Origin of the sequence: Ensifer sp. ENS11 (assembly GCF_014851895.1) — a bacterium.
Taxonomy (GTDB): domain Bacteria; phylum Pseudomonadota; class Alphaproteobacteria; order Rhizobiales; family Rhizobiaceae; genus Ensifer; species Ensifer canadensis.
On sequence record NZ_JACVAN010000004.1, the window covers coordinates 265,549 to 287,801 of the forward strand.

The 22,253-nt window shown below is 62.0% G+C and carries 23 protein-coding genes and 1 riboswitch; of the genes, 13 read left to right on the forward strand and 10 right to left on the reverse strand.

Features of this window, described 5'->3' with window-relative positions; genetic code table 11:
* Positions 1 to 3 precede the first annotated feature (3 nt).
* On the reverse strand, positions 4 to 675 hold the full coding sequence (locus tag IB264_RS10515; RefSeq protein ID WP_025427225.1) for a helix-turn-helix domain-containing protein: 672 nt from the start codon (positions 673 to 675) through the stop codon (positions 4 to 6).
* A gap of 111 nt (positions 676 to 786) precedes the next feature.
* Between IB264_RS10515 and IB264_RS10520 the strand changes: the two genes are divergently transcribed.
* Positions 787 to 1,275: a 2,4'-dihydroxyacetophenone dioxygenase family protein gene (locus tag IB264_RS10520; protein ID WP_025427224.1), complete on the forward strand. Its 489-nt coding sequence runs from the start codon at positions 787 to 789 to the stop codon at positions 1,273 to 1,275.
* 12 nt (positions 1,276 to 1,287) lie between these two features.
* Positions 1,288 to 2,253: a quinone oxidoreductase gene (locus IB264_RS10525; protein WP_025427223.1), complete on the forward strand. Its 966-nt coding sequence runs from the start codon at positions 1,288 to 1,290 to the stop codon at positions 2,251 to 2,253.
* A 34-nt stretch (positions 2,254 to 2,287) separates the two neighbouring features.
* Here the strand turns inward: IB264_RS10525 and IB264_RS10530 are convergent, their stop codons facing one another.
* Entirely contained in the window at positions 2,288 to 3,313 is a 1,026-nt protein-coding gene (locus tag IB264_RS10530) for a LacI family DNA-binding transcriptional regulator (RefSeq protein ID WP_025427222.1), read from the reverse strand.
* Positions 3,314 to 3,413: 100 nt separating this feature from the next.
* Between IB264_RS10530 and IB264_RS10535 the strand changes: the two genes are divergently transcribed.
* The 3 genes from IB264_RS10535 (at position 3,414) to bluB (ending at position 6,643) form a co-directional block, all read left to right on the forward strand.
* A complete protein-coding gene (locus IB264_RS10535) occupies positions 3,414 to 4,607 on the forward strand; it encodes a phytanoyl-CoA dioxygenase family protein (RefSeq protein ID WP_025427221.1) in 1,194 nt (397 codons plus the stop codon).
* 91 nt (positions 4,608 to 4,698) lie between these two features.
* Complete coding sequence (locus IB264_RS10540; protein WP_192433328.1) at positions 4,699 to 5,520, forward strand: SDR family oxidoreductase; 822 nt, start codon at positions 4,699 to 4,701, stop codon at positions 5,518 to 5,520.
* Positions 5,521 to 5,597: 77 nt separating this feature from the next.
* Positions 5,598 to 5,807, forward strand: a riboswitch (cobalamin riboswitch).
* Positions 5,808 to 5,851: 44 nt separating this feature from the next.
* A complete protein-coding gene (gene bluB, locus IB264_RS10545; RefSeq protein WP_057214315.1) occupies positions 5,852 to 6,643 on the forward strand; it encodes a 5,6-dimethylbenzimidazole synthase in 792 nt (263 codons plus the stop codon).
* Here bluB and IB264_RS10550 read toward each other — a convergent pair.
* The 4 genes from IB264_RS10550 to IB264_RS10565 form a co-directional block, all read right to left on the reverse strand.
* Positions 6,552 to 7,622, reverse strand: a complete 1,071-nt coding sequence (locus IB264_RS10550; RefSeq protein WP_025427218.1) for a DUF2865 domain-containing protein — start codon at positions 7,620 to 7,622, stop codon at positions 6,552 to 6,554. The genes bluB and IB264_RS10550 overlap by 92 nt on opposite strands.
* Positions 7,623 to 7,809: 187 nt before the next feature.
* Positions 7,810 to 8,454: an acyl-homoserine-lactone synthase gene (locus IB264_RS10555; protein ID WP_025427217.1), complete on the reverse strand. Its 645-nt coding sequence runs from the start codon at positions 8,452 to 8,454 to the stop codon at positions 7,810 to 7,812.
* 154 nt (positions 8,455 to 8,608) lie between these two features.
* Positions 8,609 to 9,346: a LuxR family transcriptional regulator gene (locus IB264_RS10560; protein WP_025427216.1), complete on the reverse strand. Its 738-nt coding sequence runs from the start codon at positions 9,344 to 9,346 to the stop codon at positions 8,609 to 8,611.
* A 176-nt stretch (positions 9,347 to 9,522) separates the two neighbouring features.
* Complete coding sequence (locus tag IB264_RS10565; protein WP_025427215.1) at positions 9,523 to 11,835, reverse strand: NADP-dependent malic enzyme; 2,313 nt, start codon at positions 11,833 to 11,835, stop codon at positions 9,523 to 9,525.
* Positions 11,836 to 12,010: 175 nt separating this feature from the next.
* Here IB264_RS10565 and IB264_RS10570 point away from each other — a divergent pair, with 175 nt between their 5' ends.
* Positions 12,011 to 12,850, forward strand: a complete 840-nt coding sequence (locus IB264_RS10570) for a UDP-2,3-diacylglucosamine diphosphatase (RefSeq protein ID WP_025427214.1) — start codon at positions 12,011 to 12,013, stop codon at positions 12,848 to 12,850.
* Between the two features lie 105 nt (positions 12,851 to 12,955).
* Positions 12,956 to 14,176, forward strand: coding sequence for an MFS transporter (locus tag IB264_RS10575; protein WP_025427213.1), 1,221 nt, complete (start codon positions 12,956 to 12,958; stop codon positions 14,174 to 14,176).
* On the opposite strand, the gene dgcA is transcribed toward IB264_RS10575, so the two are convergent.
* Positions 14,128 to 15,111, reverse strand: a complete 984-nt coding sequence (dgcA, locus tag IB264_RS10580; RefSeq protein ID WP_025427212.1) for an N-acetyl-D-Glu racemase DgcA — start codon at positions 15,109 to 15,111, stop codon at positions 14,128 to 14,130. The two genes, IB264_RS10575 and dgcA, sit on opposite strands and share 49 nt — an antisense overlap.
* A 138-nt stretch (positions 15,112 to 15,249) precedes the next feature.
* On the opposite strand from dgcA, the gene IB264_RS10585 reads away from it, so the two are divergent.
* The 4 genes from IB264_RS10585 to IB264_RS10600 all read left to right on the forward strand — a co-directional run bounded on the left by IB264_RS10585 (position 15,250) and on the right by IB264_RS10600 (position 19,409).
* Entirely contained in the window at positions 15,250 to 16,404 is a 1,155-nt protein-coding gene (locus IB264_RS10585) for an MlaE family lipid ABC transporter permease subunit (protein WP_025427211.1), read from the forward strand.
* Positions 16,405 to 16,417: 13 nt separating this feature from the next.
* Positions 16,418 to 17,227, forward strand: a complete 810-nt coding sequence (locus tag IB264_RS10590) for an ABC transporter ATP-binding protein (RefSeq protein ID WP_025427210.1) — start codon at positions 16,418 to 16,420, stop codon at positions 17,225 to 17,227.
* Between the two features lie 102 nt (positions 17,228 to 17,329).
* Positions 17,330 to 18,700 (forward strand): MlaD family protein, encoded by a 1,371-nt coding sequence (locus tag IB264_RS10595; protein ID WP_025427209.1) that lies wholly within the window; start codon positions 17,330 to 17,332, stop codon positions 18,698 to 18,700.
* Between the two features lie 91 nt (positions 18,701 to 18,791).
* Positions 18,792 to 19,409: an ABC-type transport auxiliary lipoprotein family protein gene (locus IB264_RS10600; protein ID WP_025427208.1), complete on the forward strand. Its 618-nt coding sequence runs from the start codon at positions 18,792 to 18,794 to the stop codon at positions 19,407 to 19,409.
* A 7-nt stretch (positions 19,410 to 19,416) separates the two neighbouring features.
* On the opposite strand, the gene IB264_RS10605 is transcribed toward IB264_RS10600, so the two are convergent.
* Positions 19,417 to 19,689, reverse strand: a complete 273-nt coding sequence (locus IB264_RS10605) for a BON domain-containing protein (RefSeq protein WP_025427207.1) — start codon at positions 19,687 to 19,689, stop codon at positions 19,417 to 19,419.
* Between the two features lie 156 nt (positions 19,690 to 19,845).
* On the opposite strand from IB264_RS10605, the gene IB264_RS10610 reads away from it, so the two are divergent.
* On the forward strand, positions 19,846 to 20,022 hold the full coding sequence (locus IB264_RS10610; protein WP_156407975.1) for a hypothetical protein: 177 nt from the start codon (positions 19,846 to 19,848) through the stop codon (positions 20,020 to 20,022).
* A 211-nt stretch (positions 20,023 to 20,233) separates the two neighbouring features.
* Here IB264_RS10610 and hemF read toward each other — a convergent pair whose 3' ends face one another.
* The gene (gene hemF / locus IB264_RS10615) at positions 20,234 to 21,145 is read right to left on the reverse strand and encodes an oxygen-dependent coproporphyrinogen oxidase (RefSeq protein WP_025427205.1); all 912 of its coding nucleotides are present in this window, start codon (positions 21,143 to 21,145) and stop codon (positions 20,234 to 20,236) included.
* Positions 21,146 to 21,443: 298 nt separating this feature from the next.
* Between hemF and IB264_RS10620 the strand changes: the two genes are divergently transcribed.
* Positions 21,444 to 21,704, forward strand: a complete 261-nt coding sequence (locus tag IB264_RS10620) for a hypothetical protein (protein ID WP_025427204.1) — start codon at positions 21,444 to 21,446, stop codon at positions 21,702 to 21,704.
* A gap of 6 nt (positions 21,705 to 21,710) precedes the next feature.
* Here the strand turns inward: IB264_RS10620 and soxR are convergent, their stop codons facing one another.
* A complete protein-coding gene (gene soxR / locus IB264_RS10625; RefSeq protein ID WP_025427203.1) occupies positions 21,711 to 22,190 on the reverse strand; it encodes a redox-sensitive transcriptional activator SoxR in 480 nt (159 codons plus the stop codon).
* Positions 22,191 to 22,253 lie beyond the last annotated feature (63 nt).

Genomic DNA, 22,253 nt, shown 5'->3' on the forward strand with positions numbered 1-22,253 from the left:
CTGTCAGGCCGACGCCGTTCCATCGGCATGGTCATCGTCTGAACGGCTGAAGCGCCCGCCAAGCGGAGCGGTCACCCACAACAGCCGGGCATCGTTGTCGCTGGTCGATATGCAGGCGTGGCCAAGGCGCGCATCGAAGTAGACGGCGTCGCCGGATTTCAGCACGGCTGGCGCGTAGTGTTCGGTGTAGAGCGTGATATCGCCTTCGAGAACATACATGAAGTCCTCGTCGTCATGCCGGTCCCAATCCGGGAACTGGTCGAGCGATCGTGCTCTGACCAGAACCTCCACCGCCATGAAGGCGGTGTTGCGGACCTCTTCCATCAACAGCCGCAGACCATAGTTCGGCGTTTCGTGGCGGGTACCATCGTCCTGTCGGGTGATGCTGCGCCGACCGGCAGGCGGGCTTGCCTCGCCGGAGGCGAGAAAACTCAGGAGGTCGAGCGAGAATCCAGCTGCCAACTTCTGCATGGCGTGGAACGTCGGTGACATCTCGTTGCGCTCAATCTTCGACAGGGCCGAACGCGACAGGCCGATATGCTGGCTCGCCTCTTCTAGTGTCCAGTCGCGCGCGATTCTGAGCTCCTTGACCCTTGCACCGAGTTCGGCCGGACGCTCCTCAGTCGTGCGCAATCTCTGTTCGGCGGGGCGGCGGGTGATGGTCAGCTTCGGCATGGCGTCTCCTCGCGCAACAGATAGAGGCAAAATCGACGATTCTCAATTCTGTTGACGAAATCCACTATAGTAGATAATTCCCAATTGTTGAAGTTAACGGGAGGATGGACTGTGATCAACATTGCCGAAAGCAGATATGGAGTAGACGAGCTGCTCGTTGCCGATGCGGAGGCCGACGAGCGGCGATGGCTGCCATTTGGCGACAGTGCCTTTTCCTTGCCCTTGCTGTTTGACGTGCGCGGCGGGAGCTGGGTCAGCCTCTTCAAGGCGAAGGGAGCCGGCACGATCGAGCGGCATCGCCATTCCAATCCGGTTACCGGTTGGACGCTCGAGGGCACTTGGGGGTATCGTGAGCGCGACTGGATAGCACGACGCGGCACCTTCATCTTCGAGCCGGCGGGAGACATTCATACGCTCTACGTGCATCCGGAGGCCGGGCATATGAAGGCGCTGTTCCATGTGTTCGGCCCCCTGGTCTATCTCGACGAGGACGGCAACGCCGAAGGGTATGACGATGTGCTCGTCAGGCTCGATCGGTATGCGGCACACTGTAAGTCCGTCGGGCTCGGCGACGAATTCGTCCGTACGCTCATCCGATAGGGGGAAGTGATCATGCATGCATTGGTGTTCGACTCGTTCGGTGGGCCCGAGGTGCTGAGCTACCGCGAGGTTGCCGACCCGGCCGTGCCGCCCGGCCACATCCAGCTCGCCATGCGGGCGATCGGGCTGAACTTCGCCGATATCTACCGGCGCAAGGGCAATTATGTGCTCGCCGGCAAGGCACCCTTTATTGCCGGCTATGAAGGGGCCGGTGAGGTCATCGCGGTCGGTGAAGGCGTTGAAGGCATCGCCCTCGGCGACAGGATAGGGTTTGCCGACGTGCCGTTTGCCAATGCAACGCGGGTGACCGTGCCTTTGGAGCGGGCGATTCCGCTTCCTGTTGATATCGGCTTCGAGGCGGCGGCAGCGCTCCTGCTGCAGGGGCTGACGGCGCAGTATCTGGTTGAGGACAGCTATAGCGTCCGGGCCGGTGACACGGTTCTTGTCCAGGCGGCAGGCGGTGGCGTTGGGCAATTGCTGATCCGGCTCGCCATCGCGCGGGGCGCAAGCGTCATCGCCATGGCCTCGACGCTGGAAAAGCAGGCCCTTGCCAAGGCCGCCGGTGCTGCCCATGCGCTCGGATATGACGAGGGCTGGCCGGACAAGGTGCGCACCTTGAGCGCCGGTGGGGTCAATGTCGCCTATGATTCGGTCGGCATAACCTTGCTCGACAGTCTCTCGGCGGTGCGCTCGCGCGGCACGCTGGTGACATTCGGCATGGCGGGTGGGCCGGCGCCGCTGGTCGATCCGCGCTATCTCATGGAAAATTCGAAAACCGTCGTTGGCGGCGATCTCTGGGATTTTCTGACAGACCGGCAGCAACGGCTAAGCCGGGCAGAGCGTCTGTTCCAGGCCCTGCGCGCTGGTATCATCGAACGTCCGCGCATCGAGACCTTCGCACTGTCGGACGGTGCGGCAGCCCATGCGCGGCTCGAAGACCGCAGCTTTTCCGGAAAGATCGTGCTTTTGCCGGAGTGAGAGACCGGCCCCGTGTCGTCGCGGGGCCCGCCTTTCAAATGATGGGCACGTTGTAGGGTGTAATCACCTCGACGGCCGACAGTCGGCTTCCGCCCAGCTTTTGCCCGGCGCCGCTCCGTCGTGCGAGAATAGCGCGAAAAGTCATGCGGGCGTCGCTGCGCAAGTCATGATGCAGGACGAAATGGATCCGGCGTTGGCGCAGCAGCGCCAGATTGTCCTGGTCGAGGTCATGAGCGATGAACAGGCTGCAGTCGCGGCCGAGGCGCTCGAAGGCGGCCAGCACGGCGCGGTTGCCGCCGCCGATCGAATAGGCGGCATTGATGTCGGCGTCTGTCGCAAGCGCTCTTGCTGCAAGAACACCGGTTTCGGCGTCCTTGCCGTAGCCTTCGCTGATCTCGACGATGCGGATCGCCGGATAGTGCTCGCGGAGCACCCGGCGAAAGCCGATTTCGCGTTCCTCCTCGCCACGAAAACGGCTGCTCGAAATCGTCACGAGCACGGTTGCTGCCTGCCCGGCGAACCGTTCGCCCACGAGATAGGCCGCCGTCTCGCCGGCCGCGCGGTTGTCGGCCCCGGCATAGGCGGTGCGCGCCGAGTTCGGCAGATCGGTGACAAGCGCGACGACCGCAATTCCCGCCTGTTCGAGGCGGGCGACGGCGCCAACGATTTCGGGCACATCAGGTGCCTTCAACACGACGCCGTCGGTCCCACGCAGGCGGACGCGGTCGAGCAGCTGCGCGATGTCGTGCGGCCGCATGATCTCGGCAAAATGGAACCGGCAGCGAAACGTGGTCGGCATGAAGGTCGGCGCCTCGGTTTCGAACGCCTGCCTGACCGCCTCGGTGAAGCGCTCCGGCGCCTCCATCACGATATCGATCGCGCGCTTCTGGCCTTGCATCTCCGATCCCGATTGCTGCTTCTCCAGCTCGCGGATGGCGGCTCGCACGCGGGCTGCCGTCTGCCGGCGCACGCCGGGACGTTCATTCAGGACGCGGTCGACGGTCGCGGTGCTGAGTCCCGCCTGAAAGGCGATATCCTTGACCAGAAACGGATGTGCCAACGACGAACTCTCCTGATGGTTTTTTGATGGATTCCTGCTCTATATCACGATCTCGCGCCGCCTATAGTCGGGACATCGAAAGTTTCTGAGGAGGAACGAGATGAAGACCGACAACAGGGCGCGCCAGCGCCTCGACCGTGTGTGGCTGAGCGAGGATGCCTGCGACATCGAGGCGTTCCGTGCGGAGGTGGAGCGGCAGACGAACCTTGCTGATTATCCACACGCGCTCGCCTGCGAGAAAAATGTGCTGATCTATGACAGCGCCAGCCTGGTTGCCGCCTGCGCCACGACCGAGGGGCGCCGCGCTGCCCTGGCCGAAATCTGCGAGGTGCTGGCAACCGGGCCCGGGGTGGCGGTGTTCAAGCACTCCTATGCCGACACATCAGTCATCGATGCGGCCAGCGGCATCTTTGACGCCATCATCGACGAGCAACACCGCACCAACAGTGGCGGCGGCGACCACTTTGCCAAGCCCGGCGCTAACGACAGGATCTGGAATTCGCTCGAAAAACACTGCCTGAAAAGCCCTGAGAACTTTGCCGCCTATTACGCCAACGCCATCATCGCGCTCGTCAGCGAAGCCTGGCTTGGTCCGAACTACCAGCTGACGGCGCAGGTCAATCGCGTCAATCCCGGCGGCGCGTCGCAGGCGGCCCATCGCGACTATCATCTGGGATTCCAGACCTCTGATGTCATTGAGCAGTATCCTGTTCATGTGCACAGGCTGTCGCCGGTGCTGACGTTGCAAGGTGCCGTTGCCCATTGCGACATGCCGATCGAGAGCGGTCCAACGCTTTTCCTTCCCTATAGCCAGACCTACGTGCCCGGCTATCTCGCGTTGAAACGTCCGGAGTTCCGGGCCTATTTCGACCAGCATCACGTGCAGCTGCCGTTGGAAAAGGGCGATGTCGTCTTCTTCAACCCGGCTCTCTTCCATGCGGCCGGCAGCAATCATTCGACTGATATCAAGCGCGTCGCCAACCTGCTCCAGGTCTCCTCGGCCTTCGGGAGGGCGATGGAGACCGTCGATCGCGCCAGGATGAGTGCAGCCCTCTACCCGGCGCTGACCGCACTCGTGGCATCCGGCACGCTTTCGGCCGATGAGGCGGCCAATGCGATTGCGTCCTGTGCCGAGGGCTATTCCTTCCCGACCAATCTCGATCGCGATCCGCCGCTGGGCGGTCTCGCGCCGAAGACCCAGGCGCAACTGATGCATGAGGCGCTGGCAGGCAGGTGGAGCGATGCGGATTTCAGAAGCGCGCTTGGCGAGCAGGCACAGCGCAAGCTGAGCTGAACGGCAGAATCGATCTTTCCGGTCCCCGGCGTTCTGCGGCGGGGGCCGGTCGCCCTGTTTTCATCTCACTTTCAATTCTGGGAGGACTTTCATGACCGAGCAATATGGCCGTCTCGACGGCAAGATCGCCATCGTCACCGGCGGGACGCAGGGGCTGGGCGCAACGATCGCCAACCTGTTTGCGGAACGTGGGGCTAAAGGTGTCGTCATCTGTGGACGCAACGTTGCCAAGGGCGAAGCGAAGGCCGAGCAGATCCGCAAGGCAACCGGCGCGCAGGTACTTTATGTCGAGGCAGACCTCGAAAAGGTCGAGGACGCGCGCAAGGTCGTCAGCGCCTGCGACGCCACATTCGGGCGCGTCGATGCGCTGGTCAATGCGGCGGCGATCACCGATCGCGGCACCAGCCTGGACACCAGCCCCGAACTGTTCGACCGGATGTTCGCTGTCAATGTGCGCGCACCGTTCTTCCTGATGCAGGAAGCGGTAAAGCTGATGCGGCGGGAGGGCACGCAGGGCACCATCGTCAATATTGGCTCGATGTCGGCGATGGCCGGTCAGCCGTTTATCGCCGCCTATTGCTCGTCGAAGGGGGCGCTGGAGACGCTGACCAAGAACACCTCCTATGCGCTGCTGCGCAACCGCATTCGCGTCAATGGCCTCAATATCGGCTGGATGGCGTCCGAAGGGGAAGACCGCATCCAGCGCGAATTTCATGGGGCGGCAGACGACTGGCTCGAAAAGGCGGCCGCCAGCCAACCCTTCGGTCGGCTTGTCGACCCCAAGGAAGTCGCGCGTGCCTGCGCCTATCTCTCGTCGGATGAGTCCGGCCTGATGACGGGGTCGGTCATCTGCTTCGACCAGTCGGTGTGGGGCGGCTATGACGGCTCGCCGCATCCGGTCGCGCCGCTCTGACATCTGACGCTGTCGCGAGGCCCTGTGGAGTGACCGGCAAGCGACGCCGGACTTGCTTGTCATTCCCTGTGGGCTGTGCCCTTATGACGCCGTCAGGTGCCCGCAACGCGGGAGAATCGGGAATCCGGTGTTATTCCGGAACGTGCCCAACGCTGTGACGGGGACGACTGCCTCTAGGGATTTTGAGCTTGCTCAAGATCTTGCCACTGGATCTTCATGTGATCTGGGAAGGTGAGGCGGCCGGTTGATCCGAAGTCAGAAGACCGGCCTGGCAAGATAGACCGATATCCGCGCGGACGGCGGAAGGTTGTGCATTGTTGGGGATCGAACGATGCTGACTGACGCTAATGGCGGCCTTGCGGCTGCAGAGGCCTTTTCATCCGACGAGCGCGAAGCCGTCTATCGAGCCATCGAAACGCGCCGGGACGTGCGGGATCAGTTCCTGGCCGAACCCTTGCCTGACGATGTGGTGATGCGCCTGCTCAATGCTGCGCACCGGGCGCCATCGGTGGGTTTCATGCAACCGTGGAATTTCGTCGTGGTCCGGCAGGCCGAAACCCGCGAGCGGGTATGGCAGGCCTTTTCCCGCGCCAACGACGAAGCGGCATTGATGTTCGATGGCGACCGCCAAGCGAAATACCGCTCCCTGAAGCTGGAGGGGATCCGCAAGGCACCCTTGAGCATCTGCGTCACCTGCGACCGCACGCGCGGTGGAGCGGTCGTTCTCGGGCGCACCCATAACCCGCAGATGGATCTCTATTCCACCGTCTGTGCCGTGCAGAACCTCTGGCTTGCGGCGCGCGCCGAAGGCGTTGGTGTCGGCTGGGTCAGTATCTTTCATGAAAATGAGATCAAGGCGATCCTCGGCATTCCCGATCATGTCGTGATCGTCGCCTGGCTTTGCCTCGGATATGTCGATCGCCTTTACCAGGAGCCGGAACTTGCGGTTAAGGGCTGGCGCCAGCGGCTGCCGCTGGAGGAGCTGGTGTTCGAGGAAGGCTGGGGAACCTGCCGAAAGGCAGACGCTGCGATCAGTTGCTCTGAACCGGCTGGTAGCCCGGACCCTTCGGATGGCGAAGGTCGATCGACGTTTCCTCCTGGGGAAGGAACGTCGGCCCGATGACCCGCACCTTGCTCTTGGCGGGATCGTAGGGGCGCTCCTCCGCAGCCGCCTTGGCGGTAGGGGCGGCCGCTTCCTTCTTGCCCTCGATGACGATGATCGACGATTCGCTGTTGCCAGTGTTGCCACTGGAAGCCTTGGGCGTCGTCGCGATCTTTGGAATCTGGCAACCGCAAATGCCCGGCTTGCCGACGCCGCGCGTCCGATAGGCAAAGGCGTTTGGCAGTTCTTTATAGGGGCGTCCCGTCGAGGCGGAGACCATCTGGTCGCTCTCCTCGGTCGCCAGGTCGTGGAAAAATAGTTCTGTTTCGGCACCCGGGCAGCGGGCGCGGCAGGCCTGCTCGTCGCGGGCGAAGTCCACAGGGCTTGCCTCGGACGAGATCGGGAAGAAGGCGCCATCGCAAGTGCGCACGCACATGGTGCGAAGCGTGCCGGAATAGACGCCGCTTTCCGGCGGGTAGGTGCCCATTTCGCCGTCCCGCAGCATTGGTCCGTAGCTTTCGTCCGGCGGCAGATCGCGCAGGATGTTGCGGTACGTTTCCGGCTCGTCCGGGTCGGCGGTCGCAAATTCCTCGCTGCCACCATAGCAACCGTTGATCTCGAGGGCGGCGAGGATGCGCCGGCGCGTATCGTCTCCATCGCCTGACATCAGCTGCTGGCGCTCCGATTTGAGGATGCGCAGATTGTCTTCCATCTCGGCGATCAGACTGTTGATGTCTGTGCAGATATCCGGGTCGCCGCCGTTGAAGACGACGACGCTGCCTGTGCCGCAGCCGGCGCGTCGGCGATCGTTGCGCGCCCGGCGCAATTCGATGTTCTGTCGGGAAATCGCGCTCGCATAATCGCGGGTATCGGCCGTAGTTTCGATGGCGGCGGGCAGTTCGGCGAGCCGAGTGTTCAGGCGGTCGCACACGCTGGAGGCCAGCGCCTGATCGGCAAGAACCAGAAGCAGCGGCAAGGTCGCCGCGGCTAGGGTTTTCATGTTCCGGAACACGGGCGAACGTCCATTCCTGCAACCGCACGGCGCCACCCTTGTTGTCCGGGTTCGGTCGCTGTCGGCACTTCCTGTTTCAGCCCTATCATAAGGCTTGTCGCCGCCGGTGCAACGACAAGCCTCGCATTGCGTTAACAGCTCCGTCCGGTGGGAGGAACGGAAGGAGCGTTAGAGATCAGGCGGCGCGTGCCGTCTCCAGCGACATCGGCCGTTCAAGAACCGTGCCTTCGATCGCCGCTACGGCCTTCATGGCGCTGAGCAGCGACGGCGTCACTTCCCAGGCGACCGCTACGGCATAGACCGAGCCGATCCGGTGCGGGTCAGCGATGCGCTCGCCGGGGCAACCCATGCGGCGGAACATCCGCTCGAGGAAGACATCGGTCACCGTGACGATATGGCTGATGCCGGAGGCCAGCCCGAGTTCGCCGACACCGCACATCAGTTCTGCGGCGGCGACGGTCACCTGGTTGGAGGCGCGGTCCTGAGAAATCTCCGGGTCGATGCAGAAGCGGCTCGATTCCCAGATCGAGGCGCTGCGGATCTCAGGGTTGTCGCCAAGCAGGATCGGGAACGTATCGTCCAGCATGTTGGGGCCGAGCGTCGGCAGCAATCTCAGCGATCCGCGCAGTTTTCCCGTCTCCGGCGAATAGGACAGAATATAGAGCGGATTCGACTTGTCGTAATTGTCGATCTCCCATTCCCCATCGGTCTGCACGTCCCATTTCAGGAAATCGTGGAAGACGCGCTTGCGCAGCTTGAACATCTCGTCGATGGACTGTGGGTGCTGTCCGCGTGTCCTGCCGTTGAGGATCCTGATCATCTTCTTCTCCATCCTTGTTTTGGGGGATGGCGTGATGCTGTCAGTCCTCAGGCAGGGGCGAAACTGTCACTACCGACAGTTCCGGAAACCGTTTTTTCCCACTAAATATAGACGGGTTTTCAGATGAGCGAAGGAGGAGCGTCTTGAGGGTGGGTCAAACCGTCGGGATCAGTGCATGGCGAACGGCCTGGGCCACGGCCTGCGTGTTGGAGACAACATTGAGCTTTCGGCGGGCATTGGTCATGAAGAAACGCACGGTGCGTTCGGAAATGCCGAGAATGGTGGCAATTTCCCAATAGCTCTTGCCGGCCGCCGACCAGGTGAGAACCTCGGTTTCGCGACCTGTGAGGCGCGTATCGCGCGTGTTCAGCCCCCCTGTCATGGCGGCGTTTTCAAGCATGCCGGCATGAAACAGGTTGGCGGCGAGCTGGAAGTCGCGCAAGTGGTTGCGCCGATAGATCGACCACTCCGCGGCCGACATATTGACGTTGATGGCCAGCAAGGCGGTGCGGCCGGCCGGCGAGGGCAGCGGCAGGGCGACGCCTTCACTGGAAAGGCCGATCTCTTCGGCCGTCTTGAACAATGGCTCGCATTCGGGAAAGCGGTGGCGCGCCGTCGTCCATTCGACAGGCCTGACGCCACCGAGCGCCAGCTTGAGGATCGGGTCGATACGGTAGAGCTCCCGCGTCAGATAAAGCTCGGCCGCGTAGGCACCGAACGTGTGGTGCAACCGGCAGATCTTGAGCTCGTCGGCATAGGGCTCAGCTTCAAGATATAGGAGATGAGCGATGCGAAAGGTACGGCGCATCAACGTAAAGAAATGGGCCGGCTCGACACAGCCTCCGCATTCCAGAATTTCCAGCATGTCGAGGACAGCCTGTTGTTCAGTCATGCCACAACACCGATTTTTGCGCTAAACCCCACAATGGTTGGGGGTTCACCTTTTGTCCAGAACCGACAGCCGATTTGCTGTGGATTGTCGACCCTTGCAAACAATGGTTGTTGCCCAGGGTCGCGGCAGCATCACAGGGCCGCCGGGTGCGGCGGCCCTTAAAAACGAGGGCGTCGCTAGCCCGGATGGCTGGCTTCAACGACGGCGAGTGCCGCCATGTTGACGACGCCACGCGAGGTCACGGACGGCGACAGGATGTGCGCCGGCAGTGCTGAGCCGAGCAGGATCGGTCCGACATGCAGGCTGTCCGTCATCGTCTTGACGACGCCAAGCGTGATGTTGGCAGCATCCAGGTTCGGGAAGACCAACAGGTTGGCTTCGCCCGAGAGCGTGCTGTCGGGCATGACGCGCTGACGCAGCACTTCGGAGATGGCCGAATCGCCGTGCATTTCGCCATCGACTTCCAGATCGGGCGCGAGTTCGCGCACAAGCTGAAGCGCCTGGCGCATCTTGGTGGCACTCTCGGAATCGCGCGAGCCGAAGTTCGAATGCGAGACCAGGGCGGCATGTGGCGTGATGCCGAAGCGCCGGATCTCCTGCGCCGCCATGACGGTGGTCTGGGCGATTTCTTCGGCACTCGGGCAGTAGCTGACATAGGTGTCGGTGAAGAACGTGGCGCCACGCTGCGAGATCAGCAGGCTGAGGGCCGAGAAATCGAGCACGCCGTCGCGCTTGCCGATGATCTGCGAGACGTCGCGCAGGTGCTTGCTGTAACGCCCTTCGACACCGCAGATTAGCGCATCGGCTTCGCCGCGCTTGACGGCAAGCGCCCCAATGACGGTGGTGTTGGTGCGGACGATCGTGCGGGCAGCTTCCGGAATGACACCGAGACGGCCGACGAGGGCGAAATAGTCCTCGACGTAGTCGCGGTAGCGCGGGTCGCCCTCGGGGTTGACCACCTCGAAATCGATATCCGGACGAATGCGCAGGCCGTAGCGACGCAGGCGCGTCTCGATGATCTGCGGACGACCGATCAGGATCGGGCGGGCCGTGCCTTCCTCCAGCAGCACCTGGGCGGCGCGCAGCACGCGCTCGTCTTCACCTTCGGCGAAGATCACGCGGTTCTTCTGCGCATTCTTGGCGGCGGCAAAGACCGGCTTCATGATGAAGCCCGAGCGGAAGACGAAGCGGTTCAGCTTGTCGAGATAGGCGTCGTAGTCCTGGATCGGGCGGGTGGCGACGCCGCTTTCCTCGGCAGCCTTGGCAACCGCCGGCGCAATCCGGAGGATCAGGCGTTGGTCGAAGGGCGAGGGGATCAGGTAATCGGGACCGAAGACCGGCGTCTCGCCGGAATAGGCGCGGGCGGCCACGTCGGACGGCTCCTCGCGGGCAAGGCCGGCAATGGCGCGGACCGCCGCCATCTTCATTTCTTCGTTGATCGTGCTTGCGCCGCAGTCGAGCGCACCGCGGAAGATGTGCGGGAAGCAAAGCACGTTGTTGACCTGGTTGGGGAAATCCGAACGGCCGGTGCAGATCATCGCGTCGGGGCGCGCCGCGCGCGCTGCCTCCGGCATGATCTCGGGCGTGGGGTTGGCGAGCGCCATGATCAGTGGCTTTTCGGCCATCTGCACCAGCAGTTCCGGTTTCAGGACTCCAGCGGCGGAAAGACCGAGGAAAACGTCGGCGCCGCCGATACTGTCGGCTAATACCCGGTTGTCGCTTTCCTGCGCGTATACGGACTTCCATTCGTCCATCAGCACTTCGCGGCCCTTGTAGACGAGGCCTTCGAGGTCGTGCACCCAGATGTTTTCGGTCTTGGCGCCAAGCGTGACCAGCAGATTGAGACAGGCGAGCGCTGCGGCACCTGCACCCGAGGTAACGATCTTGGCCTTGGCGATGTCCTTGCCGGCCAGTTCCAGACCGTTGAGGATTGCGGCCGCAACGATGATCGCGGTGCCATGCTGGTCGTCATGGAAGACGGGGATCTGCATCTTTTCGCGCAACTGGCGCTCGACCTCGAAGCATTCCGGCGCCTTGATATCTTCGAGGTTGATGCCGCCGAAGGTCGGCTCGAGCGCCGAGATGACATCGACCATACGCTCGATGCTCGCCGCGTCGATCTCGATGTCGAAGACGTCGATGCCGGCAAATTTCTTGAACAGGACGGCCTTGCCTTCCATGACCGGCTTGGAGGCAAGCGGACCGATATTGCCGAGGCCGAGAACGGCCGTGCCGTTGGAAATGACCGCGACAAGGTTGGCGCGTGCCGTGTAGTCGGCAGCCGTTTCAGGATTGTCGCGGATGGCGATGCAGGGCGCAGCCACACCGGGCGAATAGGCGAGCGCGAGATCGCGCTGGTTGCCGAGCGGCTTGGTGGGCTGAATTTCGAGCTTCCCAGGGCGAGGGTAACGGTGGAAGAAAAGGGCCTGCTGGTCGATGTCGCCGCTGACCGGACCTGTCTGGGATTTCGTTTTGTCGCCCGTGCTCATAGTCTGCATTCCTCTTTTTTGGACGTGGCCTTGTGGCATGAATTGCGAACCGCGTACAGTTTTTGCGCGGTTCTTTTAAGCCGGTGCGACGAAGCGGCCGGCGTCCGTGTCATCTTCCTGAAACACGAGTCTGGTTTTGACGGGCCCCAGAAGGCTCAATCAAGACGAGGCTGGTATGATGGCGGCACCGCAAATCAATTCCGTAAGACACCTCAGGACGTTGTTCATCTCCGACGTCCACCTCGGCTCCAAGGCCGCCAAGACCGACTTTCTTATTGATTTTCTGCGCCATCACGAGGCTGAGACCATCGTTCTCGTCGGCGACATCGTCGATGGCTGGCGGTTGAAGCGTAGCTGGTACTGGCCGCAGAACTGCAACGACGTCGTCCAGAAGCTGCTGCGCAAGGCGCGCAAGGGCACGCGCATCATCTATATCCCCGGCAATCACGACGAGTTCATGCGCGATTTCCCGGGTGTTCACTTCGGCGGCATCGAAGTGGCGCAGCGCCATATGCACAAGGGTGCCGACGGCCGCAACTATCTGGTGCTGCATGGCGACGAATTCGATGTGGTCGTGCGCAATGCGCGCATCCTCGCCTATCTCGGCGACTGGGCCTACGATACGGCGATCGCCATCAATATCGGCCTGGCCGCCGTTCGTCGCCGGCTCGGCATGCCCTATTGGTCGTTCTCTTCCTGGGCGAAGCTGCAGGTGAAGCACGCCGTCAACTTTATCGGTGAGTTCCAGAAGGTGGTTGCCGACGAGGCGCGGCGGCATGATGCGCAGGGCGTGATCTGCGGCCATATCCACCATGCGGTCATCGAGGATATCGGCGACGTGCGCTACATCAACACGGGCGACTGGGTCGAAAGCTGCACGGCGATCGCCGAACACCACGACGGCACCATGGAACTGATCACCTGGCATCAGATGCGCGGCGGCGTCGCAGAGGCCGAGGGAACGGCCGAAGCCGAACGGCTTCTGGCGCACCTGCTGACGCAACGGGCAGCCTGACGGGAACGCCGGCGAGGGCGCAAGCGTCGCTTGTAGTGAAATCTAGGTTATGGCGATCCGGCAGCGGGCTATGCTATTGCTGGCCGATAGCCATCAGGTTCTCCCATGATTCCCTCCCAAGCGCCCGCAACTGTGGGCCCTCCGCCGCGTCATTTTGCGCTTCGCATCGCCTTGCTCTTCTGCGCTCCGTTGATCGTCAACGGTTTCGCAATGCCGTATTTTCCGGTCTGGTTGAGCACGCTTTCCATGAGCGATTTCGAGATCGGCGTCGTGCTGGCGCTGCCGATGTTCGTACGCGTGATCACCGCGCCAATTGCCGGTGTGATCGCCGATCGGCTCGGAGAGCGCACGATCGTTTTGATCTGGTCAGGTTTCCTGTCGCTGGCGACGGCTTTCGTGCTGTTCTACGCCCGGGAGTTCTGGCCGGTTCTGATCATCTATACGCTGCAATCGGCGGTCTATTCGCCCTATGTGCCGATCGTCGAGGCGATCGCGCTTTCCGGCGTCCGGCGCTGGGGTTTCGATTATGCGCAGATGCGGCTTTGGGGTTCCGTCGCCTTCATCGGCGCAACCATGCTCGGCGGCTGGATGATCGGCATCTTCGGTGGCGACATGGTGCTGCCGGCGATGGCGGTCGGTTTCGGCCTGACGATCCTGATGGCCTTTGCGGCGCCAAAGGTCGGCCGACCGCGGCGCCCGTCACCGATCACGGCGCTGACCGAGCCTCCGCCGCAATCGTTGCGCCAGCTCGATCTGCAGCTATTGCTGATCGGCGTGACGCTGGTGAACGCCAGCCACGCCATGCTCTTCGCTTTCTCGGCAATCTACTGGCAGCATATCGGCTATAGCGGCACGGAGATCGGCATCCTCTGGAGTGCCGGCGTTGCTGCTGAAGTGACGATGTTCATCTTCGCCAAGGCGATCATCCGCCGCTTCAGCGTCTGGACGATGATCCTGTCCGGCTGCTCGCTGGCGGTCGTGCGCTGGATCATCTTCCCGATGGATCTCGGCTTTTCCGGCTATTTCGTGCTGCAGTGCTTCCACGCCTTCACCTATGCGATCATGCACACCGGCATGCAGAACAAGCTGGTGGAGCGCGTCGTCGAGGAGCAGGAGGCATCGGCCCAGGGGCTCTATTTCTTCTACACCGGCATTTTCACGGCGATCCTCACCTTCCTGTCCGGCTATCTCTACGCCTGGTACGGGGTGAACGGGTTCTATTCGATGTCGGTCGTCGCCTTTGCCGGCTGCTGCTTTGCCGTTGCCGCCTGGTATCTTCAGCCCCAGAGGCGTGGTTCCGGCGGAAAGACCAGCGAGGCTTCGTAGCGCAGGCCGGGCGTGCGATCGCGTGCCAGAAGCAGGGGCCCGTCGAGATCGACGAAATCCGCGCCCTGCGCCGCCAGGATTGCCGGTGCCATGCCGAGCGAGGTTCCGACCATGCAGCCGACCATCACCTTGAGGCCGAGCGACGTTGCCGCATCGCGCATGCGAAGCGCCTCCGTCAGGCCGCCCGTCTTGTCGAGCTTGATGTTGACGGCGTCATAGCGATCGACCAGGGCCGAGAGGTCGCCGGTCGCGTGCACGCTCTCGTCGGCACACACCGGAACGGGGCGGGCGATCGTGGCCAGGGCCTGATCATGGCCGGCGGCAAGCGGCTGTTCGATCAGGTCGATGCGCTGCTCGGCGCAGATGGCGAAGTGATAGGCGAGGCTGTCGGGCGTCCAGCCTTCATTGGCATCGAGAATGATGCGGCTCTCCGGCGCACCCTCGCGCACGGCGCGGATGCGGGAGGCATCGTCTGATGTGCCGACCTTGATCTTGAGCAGCGCGCGGTGGGCATATTGTGCGGCCTGGTTGCGCATCGCATCGGGCTCGGCAAGCGACAGCGTATAGGCCGTCGTCAATGTGCCAGGTGAGGAGAGACCGGCAAGCTCATGGACAGATTTGCCTTTCTGCTTTGCTTCCAGATCCCACAACGCACAGTCGACCGCATTGCGGGCCGCACCCGGCTTCATCGCCGACTGTAGCTCCGGGCGCGTCAGGCCTTGTTCGATCTGCGGGCATATGGCTTCGATTTCGGCGAGCACCGAGGCAATGGTTTCGTTGTAGCGGCCATAGGGTACGCATTCCCCCCAACCGCTGGTGCCGTCCTTGGTGATTCGGCATGTCACGACGCTTGCCGTGGTCTTCGAACCGCGTGAAATCGTGAATGTGCCCGCAATCGGGAAGTCTTCGGTTGTCGCTTCGAGCACAGTTGACATGAAATCTTCTCCGGCGGGGCCTATCTGGCGCTTAGGTCTTGATGTTACCGGCTTCGTCAGGATGACATCAAGGATGTGAGCCGTTATGACGGAGCAAGCTTTTACGAGCGGTTAGCAAATCGGGATGACAGAGACCAGGTGACGCGTTCCCAGACCAAGATCGTTGCGGATGTCGCGCTCAGTGGAGACGCCGGAGGCTCGGAACGCGCGTATGTCTTTTCAGGCGTCTGGCGGCACGAGACAGCTGAAGCCATGGCCGCCAAGCTCGAACAGCTTGCGCGCAAGGGCAGCAGCGTCAGGCAGTTCGATCTGTCGGGTGTGACGGCTATGGACACGGCCGGCGCCTGGATCATCCGGCGCTTCATGACGCGGCTTGCCGGACCTGAAAAGGACGAGATCCAGTTCGTCGACGGCGGTCAACGCTATGTCGAGCTGATCGGCGCGCTACCGGCGGAACTGCCGGCACCGGAGGACGAAAGCGAACATCTTCCGCTGTTCCAGCGGCTGTTCGCACCGGTCGGCGAGGTGATGATCGCCACTTGGAACGATACCGTCGCGGCGATGTACATTCTCGGCTCGGCGGTTCGCGGTGCCCAGCTCAAGCTCGGGCGGCACAGTGGCGTCTCGCCGGCGGCCATCGTTCACCAGATCGACCGCATGGGCGTCAAGGCCGTGCCGATCATCATGCTGATGTCCTTCCTGATCGGTGCGATCATTGCGCAGCAAGGCGCATTCCAGCTGCGTTATTTCGGCGCCGAAGTCTTCGTCGTCGATCTGGTCGGCATCCTGCAACTGCGCGAAATCGGCGTGCTGCTGACCGCCATCATGATCGCCGGGCGTTCGGGCAGCGCGATCACGGCCGAGATCGGTTCGATGAAGATGCGCGAGGAGGTGGACGCGCTGAAGGTCATGGGCCTCAGCCCCGTCGGCGTCTTGGTGTTTCCGCGCCTCGTGGCGCTGACGATCGCGTTGCCGCTCCTGACCATCATTGCCAACTTCGCAGCACTGACCGGTGCGGCGCTGGTCGCTTGGACCTATTCGGGCATCACCGTTGCGACCTTCCTGTCGCGCCTGCAGGAGGCCGTGGATTTCTCATCGGTTGCGGCAGGCATGATCAAGGCGCCGTTCATGGCGCTGATCATCGGCGTGGTGGCGGCAGTCGAAGGCCTGAAGGTTGGCGGCAGCGCCGAATCGCTTGGCCGCCACGTGACCTCTTCGGTGGTCAAATCGATCTTCGTGGTGATCCTGATCGACGGCCTGTTTGCCATGTTCTACGCAGCGATCGATTTCTGAGGCGGATGGAACGATGAGCACAGCAGCCACGGAAAGACAGCAGGATCCGGCCTACGAACAGGAAGCGGTTCTGTCCGTGCGCGACCTGACGGTCGGCTTCGGCTCCCACATCGTGCTCGACAAGCTCAACCTCGAGATTTTTCGCGGCGAAATCCTCGGCTTCGTCGGTGCCTCGGGTACCGGAAAGTCGGTGTTGATGCGCACGGTGCTGCGGCTTCTGGCCAAGCGCTCCGGCACGATCAAGATCCTTGGCGCGGAATACGACAGGATGTCCGAGGTTGACCGGATCGCGCTCGACATGCGTCTCGGCGTGCTTTTTCAGCACGGCGCACTCTTTTCGGCCCTCACGGTGCGTGAAAACATCCAGGTGCCGATGCGCGAATATCTCGACCTGCCGCAGAGCCTGATGGACGAACTGGCGCGCGTGAAGATCGAGCTGGTAGGTCTGGCGCCGGAGGCGGCCGACAAATACCCATCCGAGCTTTCGGGCGGCATGATCAAGCGAGCCGCACTTGCCCGCGCGCTCGCGCTCGACCCCGATCTCGTCTTTCTCGACGAGCCGACATCAGGCCTCGACCCGATCGGCGCGGCCGAGTTCGATGAGTTGATCGCCAAGCTGCGCGACACGCTCGGATTGACCGTGTATATGGTGACTCACGACCTCGACAGCCTGTTTTCGGTTTGCGATCGCATTGCGGTGCTCGGAAACAAGAAGGTTCTGGTCGAGGGGACCGTCGAGGACATGTTGGCCTGTGACGATCCTTGGGTGCAGTCCTATTTCCGGGGCAAACGGGCGCGGTCGATCGTGCGGCACGACGAATAGCGTCAGGAAGCCGGCGGGCGATCCCGGGTGTCTTGGACATCTTCCGGGGTGTCTGAAGCAGAAGAACGGCCGATAGGATGGCCACTGAGGTAGTCGGGACGAATGGAAACTAAAGCGAACTACGCCATTGTCGGCTTCTTCACGGTGTTCGTGATCGCGGCTGCCTTCGGCTTCGTCTACTGGATGTCGCAATACGGCCGCAGCGGCGAGATGGTCGAGCTGGTCGTCAACATTCCGGGTTCCGCCAACGGGCTCTCCGTCGGCTCGCCTGTTCGCTTCAACGGCATTCCCGTCGGCTCGGTGCGCAATCTGGCGATCGACGCCAACGATCCGCGTTACTCGATTGCTGTCACGGAAGTCTCCATCGATGCGCCCGTGCTGAAATCGACCAAGGCGACGCTCGAAGTGCAAGGTTTGACGGGTTCTGCCTATATCGAGCTGAGCGGTGGCAACAAGGGCGATGAGAACATCCTGCGCAGCGCCGTTGAAAATGGTACGCAGGCGCGCATTCTTGCCGACCAGTCGAGCGTCACCAGCTTGCTCGCGACAGCGGACAAGATCATGGACCGCGCCGACGATGCGATCAGCGACATCCAGGGCTTCGTCAAGGACGTGCGCGGCCCCCTGACCAGCACGATCGGCAATGCCGAGAAATTCTCCAAGGCGCTTGCCGACAATTCCGGCGCAATCGACGACTTCCTGAAAAGCGTGACCGAGCTTTCGGCATCGATCAATGCCGCGTCGAAGAAGCTTGATTCGACCCTTGCCTCGGCCGACGTGCTGGTGAAGTCGGTCGATCCGAAAAAGATCGATCATATCGTCAGCAACGTTGAGCAGCTTAGCAATGACCTGAAGGCCGCCTCAGGCGGCGTTTCCGAAACCATTGCAGCGTTCAAGCGCACGGTCGAGACCTATGACCAGTTCGGCAAGAATGCGCAGAAGACGCTCGAGCGCGTCGATACGCTGGTGGCTGCCGTCGACAAGCAGAAGGTCGAACTTGTTGTCAACGACATTTCGGCAGCAAGTGCCGACGCCCGCAGGACGGTCGCCAACATCACGCAGTTTGCCGAGAAGATCACGGCGCGCCAGCAGGACATCGATCGCACGATCACCGACGTGACCCAGATGGCCAGCAAGCTGAATGCTGCCTCCAGCCGCGTCGACAGCATCCTCGTCAAGGTCGATGGGTTCCTCGGCGATGCCGACGCACCGTCGCTTTCGGCCGAGGCGCGCACCACGCTCGAATCGTTCCGCAAGATGGCCGACAACCTCAACGCCCAGATCGGCCCGATTGCAGACAATCTGAAGCGGTTCTCCGGCTCCGGCCTTCGCGATGTCGAGGCACTGGTGACCGATACACGTCGCACCGTGCAGAGCCTCGAGAATACGATTTCGACATTCGACAAGAATCCGCAACGCCTGCTGTTCGGCGGCGAAACAGTCAAGCAATACGATGGTCGCACCCGACGCTGAATCAGGTAAGACAAAGCCGGGTGGGGCCGGCGGGTTGCTTTCATTAAAGAGCGCTCTAAGGTGCTGCGAATTGGACAAGGGTTTGGGCAGTATGAATTTTCCGGGGCTGGTGTGTATGCGTGAGACGGGAGCGAAACGCTCTGCCCTGGTTTTCACGCTGGCTGTCTTGTTGGCCGGGTGCGGTGCCGGTGCTGCCGTCAACGATACATTCAGCCTTTCCGCGTCGCCGGTCGTCGAAGGACGGGCTGCGACCAGCAAGCAGATACTCGTGCCGGAACCGACGGCGCTGAAAGCGCTCGACAGCGACCAGGTCGTCATCCGTCTTTCCGGTTCGGAGCTGCAGTATCTGTCCAAGGCACAATGGAGCGACCGCCTGCCGCGCATGGTGCAGGCAAAGCTGGTTCAGGCGTTCGAGAATACCGGCAAGGTGGCGGGCGTCGGCAAGCCCGGCGAGGGGCTGGCGATCGACTATCAGGTGATCAGCGAGATCCGCTCCTTCGAGATCTCGACCGAAGGCGCCGATACGGCGGTCGTCGAGATCTTTGCAAAGATCGTCAATGACCGGAACGGCACTGTGCGGGCGCAGAAGGCATTCCGCGCCACGGCCGGCGTCAAGGGCACCGGCAACCCGGCCTTCGTCAGGGCCCTCGATCAGGCGTTCGCGACGGTCGCATCCGAGATCGTCGGCTGGACGCTCGGTTCTATCTGAGCCAGTCCTATCTTCCCTCTGCCGCCTCGATGCGGTTGACCACTTCTGCCACCCCCTTCGTCAGTCTTGCGGCTTCTTCGGCGCGGGCGGATTCGGCCTTCGTGGCGACATGCCCCGCAAGCACGATCGTATTTCCCTGGCAGACAACCGTGACGTCGGATGCATCGAGCCCGGGCGTCACCGCAAGGCCATGCGCCACGCGACGTTCCAGCTCGGCGGGGTGATCCCCGGTGCTGCGATCCGGTTCGCTGCCGTGAAATGTGCGCTTCTTGAAGATCATGGTCCGGCCCCCTTCCTCGATGGAAGGACAACGCGGCGCTCGACGATTTGTTCAGCTGTTCCAATCGAAACAGCGCAATCCAGGCTTTCGTGCGATGGCTCGGACATGCGGATCGCACGTCATTCCTGGCCGCAGAATTCGAACGGGGAACCATTCATGCGCCATTCTCTCTTCGCCGTCGCGCTCGCGATGACGACTGTCATTGCTCTCGCTATTCCGGCAAAAGCCGGCAACTACAGCTACGGTTATCGACAGACCTGCGTGGTCAAGACGGTGCAGACCTATGGCGCCTATGGCCGGGTGGTGATCAAGAAGGTGCGCATCTGCAAATGACGTCCGCGCACCTTCGGTTTCGTTCAAAAGGAGCCTCAGAAACGCTCTATCTCTTCATTTCCAAGTATTTCCTGACGGAAACCGCTTCGCACTTTTCCTACAGCGCCGCGCGTCTTATGAGACGCGCAAAGGTCGCTGTAGCACCTTGAGTTGCTGCGTGTTTTTATCCTTAAATCGAATAGGATTTAAGGAAACATGCAGTAGCAATTTTTTAGGGCCAGCGCACGACCGGGGGCAGGGACGAGAGGATCGACTCGACATTGCCGCCGGTCTTCAGGCCGAAGATGGTGCCGCGGTCGTAGAGCAGGTTAAACTCGACATAGCGGCCGCGACGCACGAGCTGCTCGTCGCGATCTTCCTCGGTCCAGGGCGTATTGAAATTGGTGCGCACGATCTTGGGGTAGACAAGCGCGAACGCCTTGCCGACATCACGCGTGAAGGCGAAGTCCGCGTCCCAACCGCCTTGCTCGGCCGGAGACTGAAGCCAATCGTAGAAGATGCCACCGGTCCCGCGCGGCTCGTTGCGGTGCTTCAGGAAGAAGTACTCGTCGCACCACTGCTTGTACCTGGCGTGATCAGCCACCGAGTGACGGTTGCAGGTGATCTCCATCGCGCGGTGGAACAGCTGCGTGTCAGGGTCGGTCATGACGCGGCGGCGGTCGAGCACCGGCGTCAGGTCTGCGCCACCGCCGAACCAGTTGCTGGTGGTGACGACCATGCGGGTGTTCATGTGAACGGCCGGCACATTGGGGTTCACGGGATGCGCGATCAGCGAGATACCCGATGCCCAGAAGCGTGGGTCTTCGCTGGCGCCGGGGATCTGCTCACGGAATTCCGGTGAGAATTCGCCGAAGACGGTCGAGGTGTGTACGCCGACCTTCTCGAAGACGCGACCTTCCATCATCGACATGCGACCGCCGCCGCCTTCGCCGCCGTCCCGGCTCCATTCCTTGCCGACAAAGCGGCCCGGTTCACGGTCGGACAGCGGGCCGGTCAGGTCGTCTTCGACAGCCTCGAAAGCGGCGCAGATCGTATCGCGCAGGCTTTCGAACCAGGCTCTGGCTGCTGCCTTCTTGTCTTCGATATCGGCAGGCAGCCCCTGGGGTAGTTGCGGTCGTTCCATGAAAATTTGTCCTGTTCGCGGCTTTGCGCGCCGGAAAGCCGCCGATTCGTTGATGTGGGCCACAGTTCATATTTCCGCCGGATTGGCAACGGCGGAGGGGCCATCGGGCTACTGCATAATTCCTTAAATCAGATTCGATTTAAGGAGAAAATTATGCAGCAAGTCTAAAGCGCTGCAGCGTCCTTTGCGCGTCATATTTGGCGCGCCGCGCTGCAGTCTGCCGCATCGTATGGGCGGTGTAAAACGGACTCGCAATGGCCCGATACTCACACTATCTTTACCTCCAGAGGTATGGCCCATGGCAAGAATACCCGCAGGTCCGCCGCTCGATGGTTTGCGGCGCCAGATCGCCCGGCATCGCCGGGACAATCCGACACGAGGCGATGGCCTTTTCGTGCGTGAAACCTTTCGGCTCGATCGAAGTGCGGCCCGCGCCAAGGCGCGCGAATGGTTCGATACCTGGCCAAAAGCCGCCTATTGGACCGAAGTGGAAAGCTGGCGCCAGCTCGACGGCGACGAGATCGAGTTCACCATGCGCCGCCTGCCGACTGCAGACTGAGGCCTCCTAGGGCTGGCCGTCCTCTTCCGTCGCATCCATCAGCCGAGGGCCGGCGCCTTCCATCGAGAGCACATCGTAGGGGTTGCGCAGCGGACATTCCCTGAGCGACAGACATCCGCAGCCGATACAGCTCGTCAGGTGGTCGCGTAGCGCCATCAGGCTGGCGATGCGCGCATTCAGTTGCTCGTGCCAGCTTTCCGACAGCCGAGCCCAATCCTGCACCGTCAGGGGCCGGTCGTCGGGCAGCACCGTCAGCGCCGCCTGGATTTCCGAAAGCGGAATTCCGGTCCGTTGCGCCACCTTGATCACCGCCACGCGCCTCAGCACGCTTCGGGGATAGCGGCGCTGGTTGCCGCGGCTGCGGTTGCTGCGGATCAGACCCTTGGCCTCATAGAAATGCAAGGTGGAAACGGCGACGCCGCTGCGTTCGGCGACTTCGCCGACGGTCAGTTCGCGTCGCATTTCGCTGTTTCTTACAATCGTCATGGCGGGCTATTGACCTCAACTAATGTTGAGGTTTTATAGCATGAGCTCCATGGAATTCACAAC